At 64.6% G+C, this 25,374-nt stretch carries 24 protein-coding genes; 11 read left to right on the top strand and 13 right to left on the bottom strand.

Going from position 1 to position 25,374, the window contains the following annotated elements; translation table 11 throughout:
* Window positions 1-39: 39 nt before the first annotated feature.
* Entirely contained in the window at window positions 40-663 is a 624-nt protein-coding gene (locus tag ACN0SE_RS12415) for an SDR family NAD(P)-dependent oxidoreductase (protein WP_417524841.1), read from the bottom strand.
* Between the two features lie 87 nt (window positions 664-750).
* Window positions 751-1,908, bottom strand: a complete 1,158-nt coding sequence (locus tag ACN0SE_RS12410; RefSeq protein ID WP_417524840.1) for a deoxyguanosinetriphosphate triphosphohydrolase — start codon at window positions 1,906-1,908, stop codon at window positions 751-753.
* A gap of 102 nt (window positions 1,909-2,010) precedes the next feature.
* On the opposite strand from ACN0SE_RS12410, the gene ACN0SE_RS12405 reads away from it, so the two are divergent.
* A complete protein-coding gene (locus ACN0SE_RS12405) occupies window positions 2,011-2,334 on the top strand; it encodes a HesB/IscA family protein (RefSeq protein ID WP_417524839.1) in 324 nt (107 codons plus the stop codon).
* A gap of 6 nt (window positions 2,335-2,340) precedes the next feature.
* Here the strand turns inward: ACN0SE_RS12405 and ACN0SE_RS12400 are convergent, their stop codons facing one another.
* From ACN0SE_RS12400 to ACN0SE_RS12390, 3 genes are all read right to left on the bottom strand, one after another.
* Entirely contained in the window at window positions 2,341-3,276 is a 936-nt protein-coding gene (locus ACN0SE_RS12400) for a DMT family transporter (protein ID WP_417524838.1), read from the bottom strand.
* Window positions 3,276-4,373, bottom strand: a complete 1,098-nt coding sequence (locus tag ACN0SE_RS12395) for a DUF6902 family protein (protein ID WP_417524837.1) — start codon at window positions 4,371-4,373, stop codon at window positions 3,276-3,278. The genes ACN0SE_RS12400 and ACN0SE_RS12395 overlap by 1 nt, the downstream gene beginning before the upstream one ends.
* 64 nt (window positions 4,374-4,437) lie before the next feature.
* Window positions 4,438-4,611: a hypothetical protein gene (locus tag ACN0SE_RS12390; RefSeq protein ID WP_417524836.1), complete on the bottom strand. Its 174-nt coding sequence runs from the start codon at window positions 4,609-4,611 to the stop codon at window positions 4,438-4,440.
* A 323-nt stretch (window positions 4,612-4,934) separates the two neighbouring features.
* Between ACN0SE_RS12390 and xth the strand changes: the two genes are divergently transcribed.
* Entirely contained in the window at window positions 4,935-5,717 is a 783-nt protein-coding gene (gene xth, locus ACN0SE_RS12385; protein ID WP_417524916.1) for an exodeoxyribonuclease III, read from the top strand.
* Between the two features lie 155 nt (window positions 5,718-5,872).
* Here xth and ACN0SE_RS12380 read toward each other — a convergent pair whose 3' ends face one another.
* Window positions 5,873-6,976: a HupE/UreJ family protein gene (locus tag ACN0SE_RS12380; protein WP_417524835.1), complete on the bottom strand. Its 1,104-nt coding sequence runs from the start codon at window positions 6,974-6,976 to the stop codon at window positions 5,873-5,875.
* A 106-nt stretch (window positions 6,977-7,082) separates the two neighbouring features.
* On the opposite strand from ACN0SE_RS12380, the gene ACN0SE_RS12375 reads away from it, so the two are divergent.
* The 3 genes from ACN0SE_RS12375 (at window position 7,083) to ACN0SE_RS12365 (ending at window position 9,703) form a co-directional block, all read left to right on the top strand.
* Window positions 7,083-7,970, top strand: a complete 888-nt coding sequence (locus ACN0SE_RS12375) for a PfkB family carbohydrate kinase (RefSeq protein WP_417524834.1) — start codon at window positions 7,083-7,085, stop codon at window positions 7,968-7,970.
* Window positions 7,963-8,877: a pseudouridine-5'-phosphate glycosidase gene (locus tag ACN0SE_RS12370; RefSeq protein ID WP_417524833.1), complete on the top strand. Its 915-nt coding sequence runs from the start codon at window positions 7,963-7,965 to the stop codon at window positions 8,875-8,877. Before ACN0SE_RS12375 ends, ACN0SE_RS12370 begins: the two co-directional genes overlap by 8 nt.
* Window positions 8,878-8,965: 88 nt before the next feature.
* Window positions 8,966-9,703 (top strand): DUF502 domain-containing protein, encoded by a 738-nt coding sequence (locus ACN0SE_RS12365; RefSeq protein ID WP_417524832.1) that lies wholly within the window; start codon window positions 8,966-8,968, stop codon window positions 9,701-9,703.
* Window positions 9,704-10,387: 684 nt separating this feature from the next.
* On the opposite strand, the gene mfd is transcribed toward ACN0SE_RS12365, so the two are convergent.
* Complete coding sequence (mfd, locus tag ACN0SE_RS12360; RefSeq protein ID WP_417524831.1) at window positions 10,388-13,876, bottom strand: transcription-repair coupling factor; 3,489 nt, start codon at window positions 13,874-13,876, stop codon at window positions 10,388-10,390.
* Window positions 13,877-13,920: 44 nt separating this feature from the next.
* The gene (locus ACN0SE_RS12355; RefSeq protein WP_417524915.1) at window positions 13,921-14,412 is read right to left on the bottom strand and encodes a component of SufBCD complex; all 492 of its coding nucleotides are present in this window, start codon (window positions 14,410-14,412) and stop codon (window positions 13,921-13,923) included.
* Window positions 14,413-14,601: 189 nt separating this feature from the next.
* Between ACN0SE_RS12355 and hemB the strand changes: the two genes are divergently transcribed.
* Both hemB and ACN0SE_RS12345 read left to right on the top strand, forming a co-directional pair.
* Window positions 14,602-15,594: a porphobilinogen synthase gene (gene hemB, locus ACN0SE_RS12350; RefSeq protein WP_417524830.1), complete on the top strand. Its 993-nt coding sequence runs from the start codon at window positions 14,602-14,604 to the stop codon at window positions 15,592-15,594.
* A gap of 139 nt (window positions 15,595-15,733) precedes the next feature.
* Complete coding sequence (locus ACN0SE_RS12345; protein WP_417524829.1) at window positions 15,734-16,291, top strand: YSC84-related protein; 558 nt, start codon at window positions 15,734-15,736, stop codon at window positions 16,289-16,291.
* A 132-nt stretch (window positions 16,292-16,423) separates the two neighbouring features.
* Here the strand turns inward: ACN0SE_RS12345 and ACN0SE_RS12340 are convergent, their stop codons facing one another.
* Window positions 16,424-16,693 (bottom strand): usg protein, encoded by a 270-nt coding sequence (locus tag ACN0SE_RS12340; RefSeq protein WP_417524828.1) that lies wholly within the window; start codon window positions 16,691-16,693, stop codon window positions 16,424-16,426.
* A 193-nt stretch (window positions 16,694-16,886) separates the two neighbouring features.
* Here ACN0SE_RS12340 and gyrA point away from each other — a divergent pair, with 193 nt between their 5' ends.
* Together gyrA and ACN0SE_RS12330 are read left to right on the top strand one after the other, a co-directional pair.
* Window positions 16,887-19,625, top strand: coding sequence for a DNA gyrase subunit A (gene gyrA / locus ACN0SE_RS12335; protein WP_417524827.1), 2,739 nt, complete (start codon window positions 16,887-16,889; stop codon window positions 19,623-19,625).
* A 100-nt stretch (window positions 19,626-19,725) separates the two neighbouring features.
* The gene (locus ACN0SE_RS12330; RefSeq protein WP_417524826.1) at window positions 19,726-20,136 is read left to right on the top strand and encodes a DoxX family protein; all 411 of its coding nucleotides are present in this window, start codon (window positions 19,726-19,728) and stop codon (window positions 20,134-20,136) included.
* A gap of 61 nt (window positions 20,137-20,197) precedes the next feature.
* On the opposite strand, the gene ACN0SE_RS12325 is transcribed toward ACN0SE_RS12330, so the two are convergent.
* The 4 genes from ACN0SE_RS12325 to ACN0SE_RS12310 form a co-directional block, all read right to left on the bottom strand.
* Window positions 20,198-20,515, bottom strand: coding sequence for a hypothetical protein (locus tag ACN0SE_RS12325; RefSeq protein WP_417524825.1), 318 nt, complete (start codon window positions 20,513-20,515; stop codon window positions 20,198-20,200).
* A gap of 241 nt (window positions 20,516-20,756) precedes the next feature.
* Complete coding sequence (locus ACN0SE_RS12320; protein WP_417524824.1) at window positions 20,757-22,232, bottom strand: carboxypeptidase M32; 1,476 nt, start codon at window positions 22,230-22,232, stop codon at window positions 20,757-20,759.
* Window positions 22,229-23,377 (bottom strand): heme A synthase, encoded by a 1,149-nt coding sequence (gene ctaA / locus ACN0SE_RS12315; protein WP_417524823.1) that lies wholly within the window; start codon window positions 23,375-23,377, stop codon window positions 22,229-22,231. Before ctaA ends, ACN0SE_RS12320 begins: the two co-directional genes overlap by 4 nt.
* A 71-nt stretch (window positions 23,378-23,448) precedes the next feature.
* The gene (locus ACN0SE_RS12310) at window positions 23,449-24,219 is read right to left on the bottom strand and encodes an RNA methyltransferase (protein WP_417524822.1); all 771 of its coding nucleotides are present in this window, start codon (window positions 24,217-24,219) and stop codon (window positions 23,449-23,451) included.
* Window positions 24,220-24,330: 111 nt separating this feature from the next.
* Here ACN0SE_RS12310 and ACN0SE_RS12305 point away from each other — a divergent pair, with 111 nt between their 5' ends.
* Complete coding sequence (locus ACN0SE_RS12305) at window positions 24,331-24,675, top strand: TfoX/Sxy family protein (RefSeq protein ID WP_417524821.1); 345 nt, start codon at window positions 24,331-24,333, stop codon at window positions 24,673-24,675.
* A gap of 76 nt (window positions 24,676-24,751) precedes the next feature.
* On the top strand, window positions 24,752-25,372 hold the full coding sequence (locus tag ACN0SE_RS12300) for a thiamine phosphate synthase (protein WP_417524914.1): 621 nt from the start codon (window positions 24,752-24,754) through the stop codon (window positions 25,370-25,372).
* The last annotated feature ends 2 nt before the right edge of the window (window positions 25,373-25,374 follow it).

Genomic DNA, 25,374 nt, shown 5'->3' with positions numbered 1-25,374 from the left:
TTCAAGCTTGCCCGGGGTTTATCACGCCGCGCGCGGGCGTCAATCGAAGCCTCGGCTGCCGGGCCTGCCAACCGGCATCACCGCCCCGCTGACCGCCTGCGCCAGCGGCAGCGCCATCATCAGCGCCAGTTGGCAGACCCGGGCTTCGCCGCCCGGGGTCAGCACCGCCGGGTGCAACGCCAGAGCGTTGATCTGCGCCCCGCCCTCTGCCAGCGCCTCGGTCAGCGCCGCAAGCGCCTGGGCTGTGGCGCGTTTCTCGGGCGACGCGCCGGGCTCGGCCGCCGGATAGATCAGCACCGCCGCGCCCTCGGCCCGTGCCAGCACCGGGGCGAGACGCCGCACCAGCAGGCTGACCGAGGCCAGAAGATCGTCAAGCAGCAGGCCGGCATGCAGCGGATGGGCTAGCACCACAAGGTGCAGGGGATCGTTCTGCCAATCCTCGGCCAGGCGTTTCAGGCTGGCGGTGTCACCAAGGTCCAGAGCCAGCGGCGCGATGCGGCTCGGGTGCTGGCTGGCCAGCGTCTGCAGCACGTCCTCGGCGGTATCCAGCGCCACGACAAAGCCGCCCTGCGCCGCCAGCCGCAGGCACAGCGCCTGTCCCACCGGATGGGCCGCGCCCAGCACCAGACAGTTCCTTGCCGCAAAGAGCGCCGGTTTCGCCATGCCAACCCAGAATTAACTTTCTGTTAACCTTTACGCCGCGCGGGCCCGGCAAGACAACAGATTGCTCAGGGTATAGGCGGAGAAAGGTTAATCCTTTGCCTCAGGCCCACCGCAGAGATCGCGGTTGGCTTGCAAGGCAAAGCGATCGGTCATCCCGGCGATGTAGTCGGACACGCTGCGGGCGCGGCGCACGCTGTCCTCTGGCGCCTGTCCCAATTCGGCGCGCCAGGCCTCGGGCAGCAGATCGGGGCTCTTCATGTAGATGGCAAAGAGGTTCTCGACCGCCTGCCCGACCTCGCGCCGCACCTCCATCACGCCGGGGGCGCGGTACATCCGCTGAAACAGGAAGGCGCGGATGTCCTGGATGTCCTGCCAGAGCGGCGTCGAGAAGCGCACCACCGGCGCCGAAAGCTCGCGGATCTCCTGCGCCGAGGTGGCGCCGGCGTCCTTCAGAAGCGCCGCCGAGGTGTCGATCACATCTGCAACCATTACACCAAAGACGCGGCGCAACCCCTCGTGACGCCTTCGTTTTTCCTCGAGCCCCGGGTACTTGGCGTCGACCTCGGCGAAACAGGCGCCGATGATCGGCAGGTCGCAGATATCATCCTCGGAAAACAGCCCGGCGCGCAGCCCGTCGTGCAGATCGTGGTTGTTGTAGGCCACATCATCGGCAATCGCCGCCACCTGCGCCTCGGCGCTGGCGTGGGTGTGCAGTTCGAGATCGTGACGGGCGTCGTACTGGGCCAGCGCCCAAGGCAGATCACCCACCACCGGGCCATTGTGTTTGGCAATGCCTTCAAGGGTTTCCCAGGTGAGGTTCAAGCCATCGAACTCGGCATAATGCTGCTCGAGCGCGGTGACGATCCGCACCGCCTGGGCGTTGTGGTCAAAACCGCCGTAGGGCTGCATCAGCGCGTCGAGCACATCCTCGCCGGTATGGCCAAAGGGCGTGTGACCAAGGTCATGCGCCAGCGCCACCGCCTCGGTCAGCTCGGGGTTCAGCCCCAGCGCGCCGGAAATCGTCCGCGCCACCTGGGCCACCTCGATCGAATGGGTCAGCCGGGTGCGGTAATAATCGCCCTCGTGTTCGACAAAGACCTGGGTCTTGTGTTTCAGCCTGCGAAAGGCGCTGGAATGGATGATCCGATCCCGGTCGCGCTGGAAACACGAGCGGAAATGGCTCTCTTCTTCCGGTTTGAGCCGCCCGCGCGAGAGCTGGGGACGGGACGCATAAGGCGCGATCATCGCAGCCTCCTTGTTGACGGCCTGCGCCGCTTCTATATTGCACAGTGAAAGACGATAAAACCGCCCGGCAGGGCGTTTGTGCAGGAAAACCGGAGATTTGTCATGCAGTTGCCGCCGAAAGTGACCGAGCGCGCCTTTGAACGGCTGGCCGAGATCGGGGCCGGTGCCGAGGGCAAGGCCCTTCGCGTGGCCGTCGAGGGCGGCGGATGCTCGGGGTTTCAGTACGATATCCGGCTCGACAGCCCGTCTGATGACGACTTAGTGCTGGAAGGCAAAGGCGAGAAAGTCGTGGTCGACGCGGTGTCGCTGCCGTTTCTGACCGAGGCAGTGATCGACTTCAGCGAAGAGCTGATCGGCGCCCGCTTCGTGATCGAGAACCCCAATGCCACAAGCGCCTGTGGCTGCGGCACCTCGTTCTCGATCTAGAAGACCCTAGCTGCGCGCCAGGACGAGCTTGCGAAAGCCGTCCGGTGCGGGGCGCTGCGGCGTGCTCTGGGCCTGCACCTGGTCGAACACCAGGTAAGCGCCTGAAATCATGACGATAAGCGCGCCGATCAGGGTCGACATTGCCGGCACCTCGTTGAACACAACGAGCCCGATCAGCACCATCCAGACGAACTGCAGGTTCATCAGCGGCGTCACCGCATAGGCGGTGAGATGGCGCAACGCGATCACCAGCAGCAGCCGCGCGGTAAAGAGGACAACCGCGCAAAGCACTGCCATCATCAGATCGAACAACGGCATCGGTTGCCACCCCAGCGGCGCGGCCAGCAGCATCGACAGAAAGACTGCGAGCTGTGGATAGAAGACCTGAGCCAGGGGCGCATCCTCGCGCCGGCCGATGTAGCGCGCCAGAACGATCGAGGCAGTGCCAGAGACCGAGCCGATCAGCGCGCAGACATGGCCCAAAGTAATCGCGTCGAGGCGGATTTCCACCATGCAGAGCACGCCGACAAAGCCGCAGCCCAGCGCAACCCAGGCCGCGAGCCGCACCCGTTCGCCGAGAATCGGCCCCGACATCAACGCCGAGAGCAGCGGCACCAGCGCCACGAAGAGAAAGACCTCGGCCAACGCCAGGCTGGCCAGGGCATGGAAGAACATCAGCGTCGCCACCACCGTCAGCGCGGCCCGCAGCGCCATGACGCCGGGAAAACCGGTGCGCAGGCTGACCTTTTCGCCGCGCACCCGGCTGCTGCCCAGCGACATCAGCGCGATCAGCAGCGCCACGATGCTCAGAAGCTGCGGCGCGCCGTAGCTCTGCGCCAGGTACTTGGTGATGGCGTCGGAAAAGGTGATCAGCAACGTGTAGATCAGCACCAGACCGGTGCCGAGCGTGGTGATCGAAAGACCCGCCTGCCCCGTCCGCATCAAGCGCTCACTTTCCGGGCGCGGGCAAAATCTTCGAAGAATGCGTCGAAATGGCCGGTCGAGGCTTCGGCCAGTTCCAGCCGCGCGCGGGCGGCTTCGGTCAACTGGGCGTCGATCTGGCTGCGCATCGCGGTCCAGGCGTCGGACCGGTCCTGCATGCGGAAGAGCTGCAGAGAGATTTCGCGCAGCGCCGCGGTGCCGGCGCGCGGCCGGTGAAAGGCCAGCGCCCCGCTCTCGCCCCTGTGGCGCAGCGGCACCTGATCGAACAGGCTCTGCCCCTTGACGCCGGCCAGCCAGGACGACGTCAGGTATTCATGATAGACGTCAGCCACCGGCCGTTGGCCGGCCTGGCCTGTGTCGATCTCGGAGACTGTGAAGTCTTTCATCCGCAAATTGATCCATTCCTCCCAGATCTCCGAAGGGTTGAATCCTGCATAGCGCATCGCCACGCAGATCTCAGCAAGAAGATCCAGGTTTCCGTCGAGAAAAGCCAAAAGGCCTGCATTTTCGAGGGACCGCAGTTCTTTCGGCCCCAGCTCCGGATTTTTCCGGCCGTATTCCGAAAGATAGAATACGATATGGGTCAATTCGAAGGCAGCCTTTTTGTTGGGCAATGCAAAGCGTTCCGGACGCGCAATGAAGTCACGTAGACGCGCTTCGGCGGCACCCTGGTCGCCCAATGGATCCATTCCGCGCCGTTGCAGCAGGCGAAAGGCCTCGACACGCTGGATATCCGAGGTTTCGCCGCCGGTCAGATCCTGGCGCAGGGCCCAGGCGCACATCGATTCGGCATGGCTGCCGGGCAGGCCCAGGGCCTCGAGATCGAGGGTCAGCGACAGGATGAAGCGGTAATACTGCGGAAAGAAGGCCAGTTTTTCCGGCGCATTTTCGTAGAAGGCGGCGTAAGGCTCCAACAAGCTGGTCGGAACCTCCTGCCCCGTGCATTCGAGGATGTTCAGCAGCTCGGCGTTTTCCTTGAGCCAGAACACATCCTCGGGGCCGCGACGATGCGCGGCAAAGGATCGAATGAGTGCGCCGGATCGCGCAGCCCGCCGCTCCTTGGGGCCGGGCACATTCAAATAGACAACGTTCGACATGGGTTCAGTCCTCCGATGCGTATCAAATGCGCCCGGCCCGGGCGTTTTCAGTCCTGCGGACTGCTCAGGACACGCACATCATCGCCTGAACCTGGTCACCGTCGAACATGTCGGTGCCGGCATCGATCGAGACGCACATCATCGTGTCGACGTGGTCGCCGGTCGAGATCTCGGTGGTCTCGGTGATCAGCTCTTCGGTTTGGGTTTCGTTAAGGGTTTCTTGAACAAGTGCCAGCATGGTGGTCTCCGGTGTTGAATGTTTCTACACCGCCAGATTTCTCTGCCTTACCGAGCATTTCAAAACAAATTTCAACTATACCTTGTGGATAACTCACTTATCCACACAAGATATGGTATATATATACCTGCGCAAATTACATAAAACCAGCGCTGCACAAATTTATAGCACAGGTCCGCCGTACCCCGAAATTGCGGGTTGAAACCATGAAAACCTTCGAATCGTGGTTAGCCTATGCCAATTTCGCCGATCTCCCCGGGCCAATTTTCCGCTTGTCCCCCCGGCTTATCGAAACGATATTGCCACCGATCAGGGAGGCCGCCATGAAGATCGCCACGTTCAACATTAATGGCATCAAGGCGCGGATCACCGCGCTGAGCGATTGGCTCAAACAGGCCGAGCCTGATGTCGCGGTGCTCCAGGAAATCAAGTCGGTCGACGAAGGCTTTCCCCGAGAACATTTCGAGGACATGGGCTATAATGTTGAAACCCATGGGCAAAAGGGCTTCAACGGGGTGGCGTTGCTTTCCCGCCTGCCGCTCGAGGATGTGACCCGCGGCTTGCCCGGCGATGACAGTGACGAACAGGCCCGCTGGATCGAAGCGACGGTAATGGGCGAGACCCAGGCAATCCGGATCTGCGGGCTTTATCTGCCCAACGGCAATCCTGTCCCCGGCCCCAAGTATGACTATAAACTCGCCTGGATGGAACGGCTGAAAACCCGCGCCGAGGCCTTAATGGCGGAGGAGTCTCCTGCACTTATAACGGGAGACTTCAATATAATTCCTCAATCAGAAGATGCAGCGCACCCCGAGCAATGGAAAGAGGACGCGCTATTTCTTCCTGCCAGCCGCGCGGCATTCCGGCGGATCGAAAATCTGGGGTTTACCGAGGCGTTTCGCGCCCGCACCCAGGGCCCCGGTCATTACAGTTTCTGGGACTACCAGGCCGGCGCCTGGCAGCGCAACAACGGCATCCGGATCGACCATTTCCTGCTGACACCGGAATGCGCCGACCTGATGCGCGACTGCCAGATCGACGCCGCGGTGCGCGGTGGCGAGAAGCCGTCGGACCACGTGCCGGTGTGGGTGGATTTGGCGGCGTAAGTTCGGGCGCGGTGGGTTGTAAACCCACCCTACGGATGCGTCGTGTTCGGGTGTGGTGGGTTGTAAACCCACCCTACGGCGCGCGTGATTGGGCACGGTCAAACCCACCCGACCGCGTAGGGTGGGTTTGCAACCCACCGCACCCAGAACCCCTCTCAGATCACCCGCTCGACAAACCAATAGGCCCCGACCAGCGCGATCACCGCCGAGGCCGGCACGGCGATATAAGCCCGGTACCAGGATTTGCGGCCAAACCACAGCCCCACCAGCAGAAACGCCAGCGCGATCACCGTCAGCTGCCCCAGCTCGACGCCGACGTTGAAGCCCAGAAGCGCCGGGATGAACTGACCCGCCGGCAGGCCGAACTCGCCCAGCACGCTGGCAAAGCCAAGCCCGTGCAGCAGCCCGAAACCGAAGACCACCAGCGGCCGCCAGGCGTGCATCCTGGGGGACAGGATGTTCTCGACCGCGACATAGACGATCGAGGCGGCAATGATCGGCTCGACGATCGAGCCCGGGATCGTCACGATCCCCAAAGCGCCAAGCGCCAGTGTCACCGTATGCGCGGCGGTAAAGGCGGTGACCTGCCAGAGCAGCGGGCCGAGCTTTGTGCTCAGGAAGAACAGCCCCAGCACAAACAGGATATGGTCGAGCCCTTTGGGCAGGATGTGATCAAAGCCCACCGGGATGTAATCGGCAAAGACCGCAAGCCCCGAGGTCGGGCCGCTGCCGGTGGCGCTGATCGCGTCGCTGCTGCCGCCGCCTTCGATGATGCCGGTATAGCCCTCTTCGATGCCCATCTGCCGCAGCACCAGCGTGCCGTAGCCGTCGGGCCAATGCAGCACCAGCGGCGCGGCGGAATTGCCCAGCGTGGCGCGCAGCGACAGCTGGCTCTCGCGGGCAAAGGTGGTGTTGCCGATCTCGCCGATCTCGATGCCCGTGACCTCGAGCGGCAGCGGGGTGCCTGCGGCCTCGAGCCGGATGGTCCGGGCCATGTCGCTGGCGACCGGCTCCATGCGCTCGGCCAGCTCTTCCGGCGGCAGCGCACGCAGGGCGTCATAGGCGTCGGAGCGGTCGGTTGTGTTGGTATCCTCGAGACCGTCAAGGTCGATCCCGGCGATGAAAGCCTCGGCGTTCAGCCGCAGTTCGATCTGCACCGCGTCGTCGCCAAGGGTGATATCGCCGATCGTCGGCATCACCTCATGCGCCTGCGCCACACCGGCCCAAAGGACCATCACCGCGAAAAATAGTCGTACCATCGTCACCCTGCCCTTGTACATTGACGGCAGAATGCCGCGAAATCCGGGGTCTGCAACCGAAAGCTACGGCTTGCGGTGAAAAAAGTTTCGCGCCAGAAGGGGTTCGATGGGGAATGTACTTTGCATAGGTTCGGTGCTCTGGGACGTGATCGGCCGCTCGGCCTCGGTCATGCGCCAGGGCTCTGACGTGCCCGGCCGGATCACCCAGATCCCTGGCGGCGTGGCTCTGAATATCGCGATGACGCTGGTGCGCTTCGGCATGCAGCCGGCCCTGCTGAGCGCGGTGGGCCGCGATGTGCTGGGTGACGTGCTGATTGCCGAATGCGAGGCGATGGGGCTGGATTGCACCTGGCTCTACCGCTCCGAGGACCTGCCGACCGACCGCTACATGGCAGTCGAGGGCGCCAACGGGCTCATCGCGGCAATTGCCGATGCGCATTCGCTGGAGGCGGCAGACGACAAGATCCTCCGCCCGCTCAAGGACGGCCGGCTGGGCAGCGCCGAGGCGCCCTACTCCGGGCTCATCGCGCTTGATGGCAATCTGACCGAGGCGCTGCTGTCGAAGATCTCGCGCGATCCGGCCTTTGCCAGCGCCGATCTGCGCGTGGCCCCCGCCTCTCCCGGCAAGGCCGAGCGGCTTCAACCCTTTGTCACCCGCCCTGGCGCGGTGCTTTACGTCAACCGCGAAGAGGCCGGCATCCTGTGCCAATCCGACTTTGCCGATGCGCCAAGCGCCGCCCAGGCGCTGGTTGACCGGGGCGCGAAACGCGCGGTGGTCACCGATGGCGGCGGCGCCTGTGCCGATGCCGATGCCACGGGCCTCGTGTCCGAACGCCCGCCAGAGGTGCTGGTGACCCGGGTCACCGGTGCGGGCGATACCTTCATGGCGGCCCATATGGCCGCCGAAGCCGCGGGACAGGCGCGCGATGCCGCCCTGCACCGCGCCCTGACTGCCGCCGCCAGATATGTCTCCGGAGAAACACCCCATGATTGAGATCCGCTATTCCGCCGAAGTGAACAAGGCCCGCGCCGAGAACATCCCGCTGGTGGCGCTGGAAAGCACGATCATCACCCATGGCATGCCCTGGCCCAAGAACCTGGAAATGGCGCGCGGCGTCGAAGCGGTGATCCGCGAAAACGGCGCGGTGCCGGCGACCATCGCGGTGATCGAGGGCCAGCTCTGCATCGGGCTCGACGATGCGCAGCTCGAAGGGCTGGCGCAGACGAAAGGCGCGGCCAAGCTGTCGCGCGCCGACATGGCGGCCTGCATGGCCACCGGCGGTACCGGCGCCACCACGGTGGCTGCAACGATGATCGGCGCGGCCCAGGCCGGCATCGGCGTCTTTGCCACCGGCGGCATCGGCGGCGTGCATCGCGGCGCCGAGCAGAGCTTTGACATCTCCGCCGACCTGCAGGAGCTGAGCCGCACCGCCGTCACCGTGGTAGCCGCCGGCGCCAAGGCGATCCTCGACCTGTCGAAGACGCTGGAGGTGCTGGAAACCTTGGGCGTGCCGGTGATTGCTTATGGCCAGCAGGCCTTCCCTGCTTTCTGGTCTGCGACCTCGGCCTATCGTGCGCCACTGCGCATGGACGACCCCGAGACCATTGCCCGCGCCCACCTGGCGCGCGGCGCTTTGGGGCTGTCGGGTGGCCAACTGGTGGCCAACCCGATCCCCGCCGAGGCCGAGATCCCGCGCGCCGAGATCGACCCGGTGATCGCCCGCGCCCTGGCGGATGCCCAGACCCACAAGATCGGCGGCAAGGACGTCACCCCCTATCTGCTGCAGCGAATTTACGAATTGACCGAAGGCCGCTCGCTGACCGCCAATATCGCCCTGGTCCGCAACAACGCCCGCCTCGGGGCCGAGATCGCCTGTGCATTGGGCAAAATCGGCGATTGAGCCAGTTATTAACACCTGCGGCCATTGAGGTTGCCGGGCAACGTGCATAGTTTGCCCAACGGGGATGACCACGGGACCACTGGACTGAATGACGACGCCATTTGATGAAGATCCACCGGCGAGGCCGGGTTGGGTGACAAGCCGGATGGCCAGTCTACGTGCCTCGTTCCTGACCGGGATCGTGGTGATTGCGCCCGTGGGTCTGACCGTCTGGTTGATCTGGACGGTGATCGGCTGGGTCGACGGCTTCGTCTGGCCCTTCGTGCCCGATGCCTATCAGCCCGAGGCCCTGCTCAACCGCTTTCTCGGCACCCGCGATCCCAGCGATCCCGACTGGATCAACGTCAACGTGCGCGGCGTCGGAGTCATCGTCTTTCTGCTCTTCACCCTGCTGGTCGGCTGGATCGCCAAGGGGCTGATCGGCCGTTCGCTGGTGCGCTATGCCGAGAGCCTGGTGGAACGGGTGCCGGTGGTGCGCTCGATCTATTCCGGTGTGAAGCAGATCGCCGAGACGGTGTTCAACCAGGAGGACCGGTCCTTCGAGAAGGCCTGCCTGGTGCAATATCCGCGCAAGGGGATCTGGGCCGTGGGCTTTGTCTCGACCACGGCCAAGGGCGAGATTTCGCGCCGCGCCGAGACCGGCGGGCGGCTGATGTCGGTGTTCGTACCGACCACGCCGAACCCGACCTCGGGCTTTCTGCTGTTCTTCCCCGAGGAAGACGTGATCGAGCTCGACATGACAGTGGAACAGGCGGCGAAACTGGTGATCTCGGCCGGGCTGGTCTATCCCAACGGCGAAGATCCGACGAAACCTCCGAAGAAGTAGGGGTCGGCGGCTCGAGGTGAGCCGCGCCATTGTCGGGCCACGGTCCGGCGATCCGACTTCAGGTCTGCGCGATTTATCCCCGCCACTGGCGCGCTTTGAATGAGCGACGCGCAAACGTCACCCAATCGCCGGGCCAGGGGGGTGGCCCGGCGATGGCGCGGCGGCCTGCGGCCTTGTTCCGCGCCTGCCACGCCAGACCGAAGGCGCGCCATTGGCGGGCCACGGTCCGGCGATCCGACCTCAGGTCTGTGCGCTTTATCCTCGCAACTGGCGCGCTTTGAATGATTGGCGCGCTCACGTCACCCAATCGCCGGGCCATAGGGGTGGGTCATTCCAGAGGCATGCTTCCAGCATGGCGATGGCGCGGCGGCCTGCGGCCTTGTTCCGCGCCTTCACCATCAGACCGAGGGCGCGCCGTCGACGGGCCACGGTCCGGCGATCCGACCTCGGGTCTGGGCGCTTTATCCCCGCCACTGGCGCGCTTTGAGTGATTGACGCGCTCACGTCACCTAATCGCCGGGCCAGGGGGGTGGGTCATGCCAGAGGCATGCTTCCAGCATGGCGATGGCGCGGCGGCCTGCGGCCTTGTTCCGCGCCTGCACCGTCAGACAATCCTGCGCACCAGCTTCAGCACCCAAAGCAACGCCGTCCCGGACCTGATCCGGGACCTCCCCGCCAACCCGCTTAGGCCTTGGCCTTCTTCCGCTTCTTCTCGGCCACCACCTTCTCCGCCAGGTCACGCGCAATCGCAAAGGCGCCCTTGATCTTGTCGGCATCGGTCGACCAGTCGCGGCGGATGACGATCTTGTTGTCCTTGACCTTGGCCATCCCGCGCTGGTCCTTGATGAACTCTACCAACCCCTGCGGCGAGGCGAACTTGTCGTTGTGGAACTGGATCGTCGCCCCCTTGGGCCCGCCGTCAAGCTTGGCGATGCCGGCGCGTTTGCACATCGCCTTGATCCGCACCACCAGAAGCAAGGTGTTGACCTCCTTCGGCAATTTGCCGAAGCGGTCGATCAGCTCGGCGGCAAAGCCTTCAAGCTCCACCTTGGTGGTCAGCGCCGAGAGCCGGCGATAGAGCCCGAGCCGCACGTCGAGATCGGGCACGTACTCCTCGGGGATCAGCACCGGCACACCGAGGTTGATCTGCGGCGCCCATTGGTCGTCGGCTTCGGAAAGCCCTTCCATCTCGCCAGAGCGGATCTTGGCAATCGCCTCCTCCAGCATCGACTGATAGAGCTCATAGCCCACGTCGCGCATCTGGCCGGACTGCTCTTCGCCCAAGAGGTTGCCAGCACCGCGAATGTCGAGATCCTGGCTGGCCAGCGTGAACCCGGCCCCCAGCGTGTCGAGCGAGCCCAGCACCCGCAGGCGTTTCTCGGCGGTGGCGGTCAACTTGGCGCGCGGCTTGGTGGTCAGATAGGCATAAGCCCGGGTCTTCGACCGGCCAACGCGGCCGCGAATCTGGTAAAGTTGCGACAGGCCGAACATGTCGGCGCGGTGCACCACCATGGTGTTGGCGGTGGGAATATCGAGGCCGCTTTCGACAATCGTCGTCGCCAGCAGCACGTCATACTTGCCGTCGTAGAAGGCATTCATCTTGTCGTCGAGCTCGCCCGCCGCCATCTGGCCATGCGCCACCACGTAGGACACTTCCGGCACCTGGGTCTTGAGGAAATCCTCGATCTCCGGCAGGTCGCTGACCCGCGGCACCACGTAGAAGCTCTGGCCGCCGCGATAATGTTCGCGCAGCAGCGCCTCGCGGATCGTCACCGCGTCGAACTCGCTGACATAGGTGCGGATCGCCAGACGGTCGACCGGCGGCGTGCCGATGATCGACAGGTCGCGCACGCCAGACAGTGACAGCTGCAGCGTCCGCGGAATCGGCGTGGCGGTCAGTGTCAGCACGTGAATGTCGGTGCGCATCTGCTTGAGGCGCTCCTTGTGGCTGACGCCGAAATGCTGCTCTTCGTCGATGATCAGCAGGCCGAGGTTCTTGAACCTGACGCTTTTCGCCAAGAGAGCATGGGTCCCGATGACGATATCGGCGGTGCCCTTGGAAATCCCCTCGCGGGTCAGCGTCGCATCACGGGCCGAGACAAAGCGTGACAAGGGCCGCACGTTGACCGGAAAGCCGCGGAAGCGCTCGGCAAAGCTCTTGTAGTGCTGCCGCGCCAGCAGCGTGGTCGGCGCGATCACCGCCACCTGCATGCCGGACATGGCGGCAACAAAGGCGGCGCGCATCGCCACCTCGGTCTTGCCGAAACCGACGTCGCCGCAGATCAGCCGGTCCATCGGCTGGCCGGAGTGCATGTCGTCCATCACGTCGGAGATTGCGCGCAGTTGGTCGTCGGTTTCCTCGTAGGGGAAGCGGGCCGAGAAATCCTCGTAGGCACCATGCGGCGGGTCCATCACCGGGGCCTTGCGCAAAGCGCGCTCCGCCGCGACGCGGATCAGCCGGTCGGCCATCTCCCGGATGCGTTCCTTGAGCTTGGCCTTCTTGGCCTGCCAGGCGCCGCCGCCGAGCTTGTCGAGCAAGCCGGCCTCGTGGCCGTATTTCGACAGCAGTTCGATGTTCTCGACCGGCAGATAGAGCTTGGACGCCTCGGCATATTCCAGCGCCAGACATTCATGTGCGGCGCCGGCGGCGGTGATCACCTCGAGCCCGAGATAGCGCCCGATGCCGTGGTCGACGTGCACCACCAGATCGCCGGGGCTGAGGCTCTGGGTCTCGGTCAGGAAGTTCTCGGCTCGGCGTTTCTTCTTGGGGGAACGGATCAGCCGGTCGCCAAGAACGTCCTGTTCGGACACGACGGTGATCCGGGCTTCGCCCGACTTCGCCCCGGACCAAGGCCCCTCGAACCCGTGCTCCAGCGGCCAGACGGCCAGGAACAGCCCCTGCCGGCCGATATCCCGCGCATCCCTGACGTGGATGGTCTCGGCCAGACCCTCATCCTCGATCAGCCCAGACAGCCGCTCGCGCGCGCCCTCGGAATAAGACGCAATGACCACAGGTCCATCTTGCATCTTTGCCTTAACATGCTGCGCCAGAGCGCCGAAAAGGCTGATTTTTTCCTGCTGACGCTCTGGCGCGAAATTGCGTCCGATGCGGCCGCCGGCGTCGCTGACACCGGGGCCCGAGGCCTGGGCCAGCGGATGGAACTGCAACAGGCGATGCCCGGCGGTAGCATTCTGCCAGGCGGCATCGTCGAGGTAGAGCGTCTCTGGCGGCGCGGGTTTGTAGACCGTGTCCATCCGCGCCTTGCTGGCCATGGCGATCTTGCGGGTCTCGTATTGATCCTCGATCATGTCCCAGCGGGCCAGCCGCGAGGGCGTGACCTGATCGTCCTGGGTGATCGTCGCCTTGGGCAGATAGTCGAAGAGCGTCTCGAGCCGGTCGTGGAAGAAGCCCAGCCAGTGCTCGGCGCCCTGGTGCTTGCGCCCGGCGCTGATCGCCTCGTAGAGCGGATCGTCGCTGCCGGCGGCGCCGAACTCGATGCGGTAGTTCTGGCGGAACCGAGTGATCGCAGCCTCGTCGAGGATTACCTCGGAGACCGGCGCCAGCTCGACCAGGTCGAGCTTTTCGGTGGTGCGCTGGCTGACCGGATCAAACCGTCGCGCGCCGTCGAGCGTATCGCCGAAAAGGTCGAGCCTGACCGGCCCGCCTTCGCCCGGCGGGAAGATGTCGATGATGCCGCCGCGCACCGCGTAATCGCCGGGCTCCATCACCGTGGGCGCCTGCACGAACCCCATGCGCACCAGGAAGTTGCGCAGCGCCTTTTCGTCGATCCGGTGACCGACGCGGGCGGTAAAGGCCGCCTCTTTCAGCACCTCGCGGGCGGGGATTTTCTGCGTCGCCGCCGCCAGGGTCGTCAGCAGGACAAAGCGGCTCGGCATGCCATGCACCAGCCCCGCCAGCGTCGCCATGCGGGCGGCGGAGATGTCGGCATGGGGCGAGACCCGATCGTAAGGCAGGCAATCCCAGGCCGGGAAGGTCAGCACAGCCATGTCGGGCGCAAAGAAGCCGATCGCCGCCTGCATTGCCGCGAGACGCTTGTCATCGCGGGCGATGTGAAGAACGGGGCCGTCGCTTCTGGCGATCTCGTCGAGGATCAGGCGGGCGTCAAAGCCTTCCGGCGCGCCGCCGATGATACGGGTCTGGGGATCGGACATGGCGTCTCACATGGGGCAGCGACCGGGTCAGGTCAATGGTCAGATCAATGTCCCAGCACCTGCACCGAGAAATTCTGGTACATGCCCCACATGGCGGTGACGAAGATCGACAGCACGCCGATCACCTGCACGTAAAAGCGATGCCGGATCAGCCGGCGCTGCAGCGCCTCGCCCTGCAGGCCCATGTCGGTGATGCGATGCGAGGTGGAGAGGCTGAGAAAGCCCACCAGGCTCATGGGAAAGAGCAGCAGGAAGACCGCCTGGGCAAACTCGACCCAATAGAAGAAGCCGAGCACCGCAAGCCCGCTGAGCAGGAAACAGACCAGCCCCAGAAGCCAGATGCCGGCCACCGATCCGATATAAAGCAGGCGGTTGCAGTTGATGCGCACCATCTCCTCGAGATCGCTTTGCGCCTGGCCGCCATGCTTGCGGGCATGGGTGACCATGTCGAAGGGCACGCCGATCACCCAGTGACTGGCGGTCGACCACATCACCGCAAGCGCGATCCAGAACCAGAGGTTCGAAAAGGACCGCATGTCGATATGTTCCAGAATGGTGAGTTGCAGATCGTTCACCACGTGCTCCCCTGAGGTCTTCCGAGCCTCCTTAGCGCAAGCTCTCGGGCTTGCCCAGAGGCGGCCTCTTCGGTCCCTTGCGGGCCCTCTTCGGGCTGGACTTGGCGCAACAGGCTTGGCAGGTACGGGAGAGAATTGCCGGAGACCGCCATGACCCTCGCCCCCTTCCCCGCCGCCCGCTTCCGCCGCACCCGCAAGAGCGCCGCGCTGCGCGACCTGGTGCGCGAAAACACCCTGACGCCGGGGGATTTCATCTGGCCGATCTTTGTCCGCGATGGCGAGGGGATCGAAGAGCCGGTGCCCTCGATGCCCGGGGTGATGCGGCGCTCGGTCGACCTTGTGGGCCAGGCGGCGCGCGAGGCGCATGCCCTGGGGATCCCGGCGATCTGCCTGTTTCCCTATACCGATCCGAGCCTGAAGACCGAGGATTGCGCCGAGGCCTGGAACCCGGAGAACCTGTCGAACCGGGCCACCCGCGCGATCAAGGCGGCGGTGCCCGAGATGGCGGTGATGACCGACGTGGCGCTCGACCCCTACAACATCACCGGGCATGACGGCTTTGTGGTGGATGGCGAGGTTGTGAACGATGCCACCGTCGAGGCGTTGGTCAAACAGGCGCTGAGCCAGGCCGAGGCCGGAGCCGACATCATCGGCCCGTCGGACATGATGGACGGACGGATCGGTGCTTTGCGCACGGCGCTCGAGGCACATGGCCACCACAACGTGGCGCTGCTGAGCTATTCGGCGAAATACGCCAGCGCCTTCTACGGGCCGTTCCGCGATGCTGTCGGCGCCTCCGGCGCGCTCAAGGGCGACAAGAAGACCTACCAGATGGACCCGGCCAATTCCGACGAGGCGCTGCGGCTGGTCGAGCGTGACCTGGCAGAAGGCGCCGACATAGTGATGATCAAGCCCGGCATGCCCTATCTCGACATCTGCCGCCGGGTGAAGGACCGCTTCGGCGCGCCGACCTATGCCTACCAGGTCTCTGGCGAATACGCGATGATCCAGGGCGCGGCGCGCAATGGCTGGATCAATGGCGAACAGGCGATGCTGGAGAGCCTGATGGGCTTCAAGCGCGCCGGCTGCGACGGGGTGCTGACCTATTTCGCGTCGGAAGCCGCCCGCCTGCTGAACGGCTGATCCCGCGCGGACCGGCGCCGCTCCGCCACCGGGGCGGCACCGGGGTTTCGCGGCGTGACAGTTTCGCGCCTTGCGCCTATACTGCGCGCGACCGGCGACAAGACCGGCACCCCCGAGGCAATGCGAGCAGAGACCCAAGATGACCCAGCTTCTCCGACGTAACTTCCTTCTGTCCGGCCTGGCCGCCGGCACCCTGGCCGCCTGCGGCAATGGCGTGGGCTCGCGCGGGCCCGCCACCATCGACGCCCGCGTCGACAGCACCCTGGCGCAGCTTTATGCCGATTTCCCCGGCACCCGCACCGTGGCAGAGAAATCCGTCGGCATGCTGATCATGCCGCTGGTCACCGAGGCGGGTCTGGGACTTGGCGGCGGCTATGGCCGCGGCGCCATGCGGATCAATGGCGCAACGGTGGATTACTACGCCATGACCAAGGTTTCTGGCGGGCTGCAGATCGGCGCGCAGCAATATGCCCATGTGCTGTTCTTCATGACCGACGAGGCGCTGCAGAACTTCCGCCGGTCGCCGGGCTTTGCCGCCGGTGCCGGGGTGACCTATGCCATTCCCGACAGTGGCGGCAATCTGAGCGCCGAGACCACGACCTCGCTGGCGCCGGTGATTGCGGTGGTCTTTGGCCAGGCGGGGCTGCGGATGGGCGCGACTTTGGAAGGCGTGAAGTATACGCGGATCATTCCCTGAACCGCGTTTGATCCTGGCGGGGGTTTTGGGGGCTCTGCCCCCGTCGCCATGGGCGACTCCCCCGAGGGTATTTTCGGCAAGAGGAAGTTTGGGGGGGTAGGCGCTTTTCCAGCGCCCTTTGGAGCTTTGGGGTCAGTGGTAGGTGAATTCGCCGACCACGTTCTGCCATTCGCCTGACGCCAGCATCTTGCGGTGGGAAAACCGCACCGAATGCAGCGGGCCCTCGATCTCGTCCTGCCAGAACTCGATGAAGCGGAACAGCCGGGGATGGTCCGGCGCGGTGTCATAGTCCTGCCAGATATAGCTGTTGAGCACATGCGTGTAATCCGGCATGCGATAGAAGAACTCCGCGGTGGTCAGCCCGTAGCCGCGCAGCATCATTTCGGTCTCCGACATCTGCATCTTGCACCTCGTCTTTTTTTGCTGTCCGGGAATCGTGCCAGAAATTTATTGTAAATCAATGAAAACAATGTGTTGGCAGATTGACCCGACGGCTGCCAAAAGCCGGGAAACCAAGGATTGCACCCCATATCCTGTCTCTGATATAGTTCCCCTCAACAATATATAGAAACCGACAAAAAGCGGTGAAGACGACGTGAGTGACACGCCCCAACCTCCTGAGAACGAAGAACAAAAGCCTGATCGGGTCGAGTATCACGGCCCCACGGTCTCGATCACCGACGAGATGCAGTCGGCCTATCTCGACTATGCGATGTCGGTCATCGTCAGCCGCGCGATCCCGGATCTGCGCGACGGGCTGAAACCTGTGCATCGGCGTATTCTTTACGCAATGCATGAAACCAGCAACAGTCACGACAAGCCCTATCGCAAGTCGGCCCGGCCGGTGGGCGACGTCATGGGTAAGTACCACCCGCATGGCGACAGCGCGATCTATGACGCGCTGGTGCGGATGGCGCAGGATTTCTCGATGTCGTTGCCGCTTCTGGACGGGCAAGGCAACTTCGGCTCGATGGACGGCGATAACGCCGCCGCCATGCGCTATACCGAGGTGCGGATGGACAAGCCGGCGGCCTTTCTGCTGGCGGATATCGACAAGGAAACCGTCGATTTCCAGGACAACTACGACGGCAAGGACCGCGAGCCGACGGTGCTGCCTGCGCGCTTCCCCAACATGCTGGTCAACGGCGCCGGCGGTATTGCCGTCGGCATGGCGACCAACATCCCGCCGCACAACCTGGGCGAGGTGATCGATGCCTGCCTGGCGCTGATCGAAGACCCGGACCTGACCTCGGAGCAGCTGATCCAGTATATCCCTGCCCCGGATTTCCCCACCGGCGGTCTGATCCTTGGCCGTTCTGGCGCGCGCAAGGCGTACCTTGAAGGCCGTGGCAGCGTGATCGTGCGGGCCAAGACCCGGGTCGAGGAGCTGCGCAAGGACCGTTACGCGATTGTCGTCGACGAGATCCCCTACCAGGTGAACAAGGCCGCGATGATCGAGAAGATCGCCGAGGCCGCGCGCGAGAAGCGGATCGAGGGCATTGCCCATGTGCAGGACGAGTCTGACCGCAACGGTGTGCGCGTGGTTGTAGAGCTCAAGCGCGATGCCACGGCGGAAGTGGTGCTGAACCAGCTGTTCCGCTTTACCCCGATGCAGACCTATTTCGGCTGCAACATGCTGGCGCTGAACGGCGGCCGGCCCGAGCAGCTGACCCTGCGTGCCTTCCTCACCTCCTTCCTCGACTTCCGCGAGGACGTGGTGGCGCGGCGCACCGCCTATTTGTTGCGCAAGGCACGCGAGCGCAGTCACATCCTCTGTGGTCTGGCCGTGGCCGTGACCAATGTCGACGAGGTGGTGGCGACGATCCGTGCCTCGGCCGATGCCGCTGAGGCGCGCGAAAAGCTGATGACCCGGCGCTGGCCGGCGCAGGACATTGCCGCCTACATCAAGCTGATCGACGATCCGACCCATACGATCAACGAAGACGGCAGCTACAACCTGTCGGAGGCGCAGGCCCGCGCCATCCTCGAGTTGCGGCTGCAACGCCTGACCCAGCTGGGGGTCAAGGAGATCACTGACGAGCTGGAAGAGCTGGCGGCCAAGATCAAGGATTACCTCGACATCCTGTCCTCGCGCGAGCGGATCATGACGATCATCTCTGACGAGCTGACCGAGGTGAAAGACCAGTTCGCCGTGCCGCGCCGCACCGAGATCACCGACTGGGCCGGTGACATGGACGACGAGGACCTGATCGAACGCGAAGACATGGTCGTGACGGTCACCCAGGGCGGCTATATCAAGCGCACGCCGCTGGCCGACTTCCGCTCGCAGAAGCGCGGCGGCAAGGGGCTGTCGGGTGGCGCGCTCAAGGACGACGACGTGGTGACCACGCTGTTTGTCGCTAATACCCATACGCAGCTGTTGTTCTTTACCACCGACGGCATGGCCTACAAGCTCAAGACCTGGCGCCTGCCGCTGGGCGGGCGCACGTCAAAGGGCAAGGCCATCGTCAACATCCTGCCGATTCCGACCGGCGTGTCCATCGCGGCGATCATGCCGGTGGATCGGGACGAGGAAGACTGGGACGATCTGCAGATCGTCTTTGCCACCGACAAGGGCACCGTGCGGCGCAACCGGCTGTCGGATTTCACCAACGTCAAGGCCAACGGCAAGATCGCGATGAAGTTCGAGGACGAGAACGAAGGCATGTCGCTGATCAACGCGCGGATCTGCTCCGAGGATGACGATGTCATGCTGGTGACCAACTCGGGCCGTGCGATCCGTTTCCCGACCACCGATGTGCGGGTGTTCAACTCGCGCAATTCCGTGGGCGTGCGGGGCATCCGTCTGAACAACGGTGACAAGGTCGTGTCGATGTCCGTGATCCGCCACTTCGAGGCCGATGCCGAAGAGCGCGCCGCCTATCTCAAGATGCGTCGTGCTGTCGCCGGTCTGACCGACGAGGCAGAGAACGAGGATGAAGAGGCGGTGACCCCGGGCGCGCTGTCGCCGGAGCGCTATGCCGAAATGTCGGCGGCCGAAAACCTGATCCTGACGATCACCGCCAAGGGCATGGGCAAGCTGTCGTCCTCGCATGACTACCCGGTGCGTGGCCGGGGCGGCCAGGGCGTGGCGGCGATGGACAAGGCAATGCGGGGCGGCCCGCTGGTGGCTTCTTTCCCGGTCGAGCTCGACAACCAGATCATGCTGGCCACCTCGCGCGGGCAGTCGATCCGGGTGCCGGTCGACGGCATCTCCTTCCGGTCGCGCAGCGCCGGCGGTGTGCGGGTGTTCAACACCGGCAAGGGTGAGGAAGTTGTCAGCGTAGCCTGGATCGCCGAACAGGCCGAGGATGAGGGCGAAGCGGAGGTCTGACCTCTGCAGGATTGCACAAGACTTGTGTAGTTTACCCTAATTGCCTGAATGGGCGCACAGAGAGTAGTCCTTCCGCAGAAACCTTGGAAGGACTACTCAGATGACTTCGACTGTACAAAACACCGGCCTGCTGGTGGCCCGCATCCTGCTTTCGGTGATGTTCATCGGTGCCGGCATCGGCAAGCTTGGCGATGTGCAGGGCTTTGCCGGCTACATTGCGTCCGGCGGCGTGCCGGGCCTCCTGGCCTGGCCGGTGATCCTGCTGGAAATCCTGGGCGGTATTGCGCTGCTGGTGGGCATTCAGACCCGCCTCGCCGCTTTGGGCTTAGGTCTCTTCTCGGTCGCGGCCGGCGTGCTTTATCACTACGTGCCGGCGGACCAGATGCAGATGACCATGTTCATGAAGAATATCGCGCTTGGCGGCGGTTACCTGGCGCTGGCGCTGATCGGGGCCGGCCAATGGTCGGTCGATGCGCTGCTGGGCCGGAATACGTCCCGGGCCATCGCCTGAGCCTGTTTGCATCGCCCGGCGGATGGCCGGGCGATGCGATGATCATGTTCTTTCGGCTGTCTTAATCGGTGCCGGTTCCTCCGGAGCTCCCGCCGCCGTCGCCGCCCAGCACGGCCAGCAGAAGCGCAACGCCGCCCACTGCCGCAGCGCCGCCCGCGCCGGCGCCTGCGCCGCCAGCCAGCAGATCGGTCAGCCTGCGGCAAAGCCGCGCTGGCCGGCCGTCAGGCAGCGTCGTGAGGCCGGGACGGCAGAAATATTCAATGCCGTTCTGCTGCACGTAAACAGGATAATCCGGGTTTGGACTGACGGGTGTCCCCTGCGCGGCAGCTGAACTCGTCAGACCGATAATAAATCCGGCTGAAATTAGAAACATCTTCATAGGACGGTCTTCCTCCTCTATTTTGTGATGCCTGCCGAACAACCCTACATGTTTTCTGCGGGTTGCGCCATAAATCCGACGTCGGGAACCATGCAAATGCAAAAAGGCTGGAATTGCCCGCCTGCGACGGCTGGGCGCCACTGGGCGCCGGACCTGAAATCCCGCTCAGAGCGGTGTTTGCAGGGCTCTGCGCGGCCACAAGGCCGCCAAGCGACCTCCAGCCCCCTGATATCCCACGGTTCTAGAGGTCGTAGAGATCGGCGAACTTCTGCTCAAGGTAGGCCAGAAGCGGCGCCTCGGATGGGGTAAATCCGCAGGCTTGCTCGATCACGGCCCGCGGCTCGTGCAGACCGCCATGACGTTGCACGTATTTGTGCAACCAGCCGGTCGCAGCCGAGAGATCGCCACGCGACAGCTGATCGTCGAGCCCCGGCACATCGTCTTGCAGGGCCAGGTAGAGACAGCCGGCGTAGACGTTGCCAAGCGCATAGGTCGGGAAATAGCCCAGCAGCCCGGCCGCCCAATGCACATCCTGCAACACGCCGTTCGAAGGCTTGTCGACCGCATAGCCGAAATCCTCGGCAAAGCGGGCATTCCAGGCCTCTTCGAGATCTTCCACCTCGAGCGTGCCACGCGCCATGTCGCGTTCGAGATCGAAGCGCAGCATGATGTGGAGGTTGTATTGCACCTCGTCCGCCTCGGTGCGGATGAAGCCGCGCTGGACACGGTTGACGGCCTTGTAGAACGCCTCTTCATCCGCGACGCCCATATCGCCGAAGCTGTCCGTCATCTGACCGTAGAGCCAGTGACAGAAGGCGCGGCTGCGGCCGAGCTGGTTTTCGTAAATCCGGCTCTGGCTTTCGTGCACCCCCAGTGACACGCCCTGCCCCAGCGGGCTCAGCGCATAGGCGGGGTCGATACCCTGCTCATAGCAGGCATGGCCGACCTCGTGGATGGTGGAATAGAGGCAGTTGAAGGGATCAGCTTCGGCGGTGCGGGTGGTAATCCGCACGTCGCTGCCGCTGCCGGAACTGAAGGGATGCACCGCGGTGTCGATGCGGCCGCGGGTGAAGTCATAGCCGAAGGTCTCGGCCAGCTTGCGCGACAGCGCCAGTTGCAGGGCCAGGTCATAGCTGCCGCTGACCGGCTGCGGCGCGGGTTGCTCCAGCACCGCCGCCCGAAGCGCCACCAGCCCCGGGCGCAGATCGTCGAAGAGTGCGGCCAGTTCCTCGCCGGTCGCCCCCGGCTCGTAGCCTTGCAACAGCGCGTCATAGGCATCGCCGCCCTCGGCGATATGACCAGCCTCCTCGCGGCGCAGGGCGACGATTTCGGAGAGCACCGGCGCGAAGGCGGCGAAATCCTCGTCGGCACGCGCCCGCGCCCAGGTGCCATAGGCCACCGAGGTGGTCCTGGCGATCCGCGCCGCCAGCTGCGCCGGCACGCGGACGGCCCGGGCATAGTTGCGGCGGATGTGGCGCATCTGCGCCTGACCCACCGCATCCAGCGAGGCATCGTCGATCGCCGCCAGCCATTGGCCGACCTCGGGCGCAGTGCGACGGGAATGCAGCACCTCTTCCATCGCACCCAGCTCTTCTCCGCGCTGCTCGGCGGCGCCGGCTGGCATCATCGTTTCCTGATCCCAGCCCAGTCGCCCGGCGACCTGCGCCAGCGCCTCGGTCTGGCGCTGAAACGCCATCAGCTCGTCATAAGCACTCATCTCACCGACCCCCGAATGCTGTCGGCCGTGGGATAGCCGGCAATGAAGCGCGCCCGCAGGATCAGCACCCAGAGCGCCACGGCGCCCAGCTGGTGCGTGATCGCGATATGCAGCTGCGCGGAATAAAGCACCGTCACCACGCCCAGAACCACCTGCAGCGCCATCATCGCCAGCACGGCGTTGAAGGCAAAGCGGGTCTTGCCATTGGGCGACTTGCGCGCCCGCAGCCAGACCACCACGCCGAAGATCGCCAGCAGATAGCCCGCCATCCGGTGCATGAACTGCACCAGCCCGTCGTTTTCAAAGAAGTTGCGCCAGAGCGGCTCGATCTCGAAGGGGAACGGCGGAAAGAACCCACCGGCCATCAGCGGCCAATCGGTGTAATTCCGCCCGGCGTCGATGCCGGCCACCAGCGCCCCGATCAGGATCTGCAGCAGCGCGAAATGCATCAGCCCGGTCGACATGCGAAACAGCTTGGCCTCGCGATTGCGCCGGCACTGCATCAGCTCGCGTTCCTCGCAGCCCAGCAGGAAGATGAACCAGCTCAGCACGCCCAGAATGACAAAGGCCAGCCCCAGGTGCGTCGCCAGCCGATAGCTCGCCACGTCGAGCATGGTGCCGGTCAGCCCCGAAGACACCATCCACCAGCCGACAGCCCCCTGAATGCCGCCCAGCCCGCCGGGGATCAGCAACCGCCCGGTCCAGCCCGGCGGGATCTTTCCAAGCGCCAGGAAGCCCAGGAAGCCGAAGCCCCAGACCAGCCCGACAAAGCGACCCAGCTGGCGGTGACCCCATTCCCACCAGTAGATGACCTTGAATTCCGAAAGGGTCATCCCCTTGTTCTGCAACTGGTATTCAGGGATCGCCTTGTACTTGTCGAACTCTTCCGTCCAGGCGGCCTCTGACATCGGCGGCAGCGCGCCGGTCACCGGCTTCCACTCGGTGATCGACAGGCCTGAATCGGTCAACCGGGTCAGACCGCCCACCAGGATCATCGCCACCACCAGCGCGAACAGCACCATCAGCCAGGCCCGGATCGCGCCGCGCGCGCCGCGGCGGCCGCTGTCGATCATGCCGGTGCGGGCCGGGGTGTCCGGGCGCTTGCTCTCGCCCACCTCTTCGAACAATTTGCGTTTCTCTGCCATGGGCCTCTCCGTTTGGGCGGACAGTAGTCAAGCCCTCCGGGGGCTTCAAGCGCCGCCGAATGCCGCAGGGATCACTCGGGCTTCGAGCGCTCGGCGGTCTCTTTCCAGCGCACCATCTGGCGCATGATGCCATGCAGCATCTGAACATCCGCCCGAGTCAGCCGCATCCGCGACCAGAGGTTGCGCAGGTTGATCTTCATGCCCTCGGCCTTGGTCTCGGGAAAGAAGAAGCCGGCCTCCTGCAGCCGGTCCTCGTAATGCTCGGCCAGCTTGTCCATCTCGATCGCCGAGGCCCAGTCGGTCTTGGCCATCTCGACGGTCTCATGGGTGATCTCTTCGCTGGCGCGGCGCCATTCATAGGCGGTCAGCAGCACGCATTGCGCGAGGTTGAGCGAGGCGAACTCGGGGTTCACCGGCACCGAAATGATGGCATTGGCGAGCGCAATGTCGTCGTTCTCGAGCCCGGCCCGTTCCGGCCCGAAAAGCACCGCAACCCGCTCGCCGGCGGCGATCTTCTCGGCAGCCATCTGCATGGCGCGTTCCGGGCTCACCACCGGCTTGGTCAGCCCGCGCTGCCGCGCCGTGGTGGCAAAGACAAAGGAACAATCGCCCACCGCCTCGGCGGTGCTGGCGAAATGCCCGGCCTCGTCCAGGAGCCGCCCGGCACCCGATGCCATGGCAACCGCCTTCTGGTTGGGCCAGCCGTCGCGGGGGGCCACGACGCGCATGCGGTCGAGGCCGAAATTCCACATCGCGCGCGCGGCGCCACCGATGTTTTCACCCATCTGCGGGCGGACAAGCACCATGGCGGGCTGCGGGCGGTATCTGTTGGTCTCACTCATGGCCGCCCTGTTACGGTCCCGGCGGCAAAAGCGCAATTCCCCTGCTGCATCCTGGCCGATAAACTGCCCCGCGACGGCACCTCTGCCGCCGGCCCGCGAGGAGCGCTGACAATGGCCTATGATCCCGGACACGAGACCCTGCTGCGCGAGGACATGGGCGAGGCGCTCGGCCCTCGCGTGGCGGAACTGTCGGAGCGCAGGATGTTCGGCGGGCTCTGCTTCATGCTCAACGGCAACATGCTCTGCGGCGTGCACAAGCGCGGGCTGATGTACCGGGTGGGCAAGGACAATGCCGACCGGGCTCTCGCGCTTGAAGGCGCGCAACCCATGGCCTTTACCGGCCGGCCGATGGGCGGAATGATCGAGCTCTACGAAGACGACCTCGACCGCGATGCCACCAGACAGGGTCTGATGGCGCTGGCGCTCGACTTCGTCGACGCGCTGCCGCCGAAATAGGCGCGGGCGCCGCCAGAGATAGCCATTCCCGAAATTTGTCGCTATAGGAGGCGCAGCCACCTGAATGGAGCCCGAAATGGCCGAGATCGAGCACCCGCAAATCTACCTGATCACGCCAGCCAGCTTTGAATTGTCAAGCTTTGGCAAGGAGTTGGAGACGGTTCTTGATGCCGTGCCCGTGGCCTGCCTGCGTCTGGCCATGGCCAGCCACGACGAAGACCGCATTGCCCGCGCCGCCGACCTCTTGCGCGAGATCACCCACCGCCGCGACATCGCGCTGGTGATCGAATCCCACGTGCTGCTGTCGGAACGGCTGGGCCTCGACGGCGTCCACCTCAAGGAGGCCCACAGCGTCCGCGCCGCCCGCAAGACCCTGGGCGAGGATGCCATCGTCGGCCTGCACGCCGCCACCTCGCGTCACGACGGCATGTCGGGCGGCGAGGCCGGCGCCGATTACGTCTGCTTCGGCCCGGTGGGTGCCAGCAGCCTCGGCGACGGCGCCCTGGCCGAACGCGAGCTTTTCGACTGGTGGTCGCAGATGATCGAACTGCCGGTGGTGGCCGAAGGCGCCCTCGACGAGGCGCTGATCCGCGACCTCTCCCCCGTCACCGATTTCTTCGGTCTCGGCGAAGAGATCTGGAGCGCCGAAGACCCCGCCGCCCAGGCCCGCACCTTCCTGAACGCCATGCAGGCCTGACC

Source organism: Marinovum sp. (genome assembly GCF_048263515.1).
Taxonomy (GTDB): domain Bacteria; phylum Pseudomonadota; class Alphaproteobacteria; order Rhodobacterales; family Rhodobacteraceae; genus Marinovum.
The sequence above is the reverse complement of the archived record's forward strand: the minus strand, read 5'-3'. Positions and strand labels throughout refer to the sequence as shown.

Coding starts and splice junctions, on each gene's coding strand:
- ACN0SE_RS12415 (WP_417524841.1), bottom strand. CDS start 663: ATGGCGAAACCGGCGCTCTTTGCGGCAAGGAACTGTCTGGTGCTGGGC.
- ACN0SE_RS12410 (WP_417524840.1), bottom strand. CDS start 1,908: ATGATCGCGCCTTATGCGTCCCGTCCCCAGCTCTCGCGCGGGCGGCTC.
- ACN0SE_RS12405 (WP_417524839.1), top strand. CDS start 2,011: ATGCAGTTGCCGCCGAAAGTGACCGAGCGCGCCTTTGAACGGCTGGCC.
- ACN0SE_RS12400 (WP_417524838.1), bottom strand. CDS start 3,276: ATGCGGACGGGGCAGGCGGGTCTTTCGATCACCACGCTCGGCACCGGT.
- ACN0SE_RS12395 (WP_417524837.1), bottom strand. CDS start 4,373: ATGTCGAACGTTGTCTATTTGAATGTGCCCGGCCCCAAGGAGCGGCGG.
- ACN0SE_RS12390 (WP_417524836.1), bottom strand. CDS start 4,611: ATGCTGGCACTTGTTCAAGAAACCCTTAACGAAACCCAAACCGAAGAG.
- xth (WP_417524916.1), top strand. CDS start 4,935: ATGAAGATCGCCACGTTCAACATTAATGGCATCAAGGCGCGGATCACC.
- ACN0SE_RS12380 (WP_417524835.1), bottom strand. CDS start 6,976: ATGGTACGACTATTTTTCGCGGTGATGGTCCTTTGGGCCGGTGTGGCG.
- ACN0SE_RS12375 (WP_417524834.1), top strand. CDS start 7,083: ATGGGGAATGTACTTTGCATAGGTTCGGTGCTCTGGGACGTGATCGGC.
- ACN0SE_RS12370 (WP_417524833.1), top strand. CDS start 7,963: ATGATTGAGATCCGCTATTCCGCCGAAGTGAACAAGGCCCGCGCCGAG.
- ACN0SE_RS12365 (WP_417524832.1), top strand. CDS start 8,966: ATGACGACGCCATTTGATGAAGATCCACCGGCGAGGCCGGGTTGGGTG.
- mfd (WP_417524831.1), bottom strand. CDS start 13,876: ATGTCCGATCCCCAGACCCGTATCATCGGCGGCGCGCCGGAAGGCTTT.
- ACN0SE_RS12355 (WP_417524915.1), bottom strand. CDS start 14,412: ATGCGGTCCTTTTCGAACCTCTGGTTCTGGATCGCGCTTGCGGTGATG.
- hemB (WP_417524830.1), top strand. CDS start 14,602: ATGACCCTCGCCCCCTTCCCCGCCGCCCGCTTCCGCCGCACCCGCAAG.
- ACN0SE_RS12345 (WP_417524829.1), top strand. CDS start 15,734: ATGACCCAGCTTCTCCGACGTAACTTCCTTCTGTCCGGCCTGGCCGCC.
- ACN0SE_RS12340 (WP_417524828.1), bottom strand. CDS start 16,693: ATGCAGATGTCGGAGACCGAAATGATGCTGCGCGGCTACGGGCTGACC.
- ACN0SE_RS12330 (WP_417524826.1), top strand. CDS start 19,726: ATGACTTCGACTGTACAAAACACCGGCCTGCTGGTGGCCCGCATCCTG.
- ACN0SE_RS12325 (WP_417524825.1), bottom strand. CDS start 20,515: ATGAAGATGTTTCTAATTTCAGCCGGATTTATTATCGGTCTGACGAGT.
- ACN0SE_RS12320 (WP_417524824.1), bottom strand. CDS start 22,232: ATGAGTGCTTATGACGAGCTGATGGCGTTTCAGCGCCAGACCGAGGCG.
- ctaA (WP_417524823.1), bottom strand. CDS start 23,377: ATGGCAGAGAAACGCAAATTGTTCGAAGAGGTGGGCGAGAGCAAGCGC.
- ACN0SE_RS12310 (WP_417524822.1), bottom strand. CDS start 24,219: ATGAGTGAGACCAACAGATACCGCCCGCAGCCCGCCATGGTGCTTGTC.
- ACN0SE_RS12305 (WP_417524821.1), top strand. CDS start 24,331: ATGGCCTATGATCCCGGACACGAGACCCTGCTGCGCGAGGACATGGGC.
- ACN0SE_RS12300 (WP_417524914.1), top strand. CDS start 24,752: ATGGCCGAGATCGAGCACCCGCAAATCTACCTGATCACGCCAGCCAGC.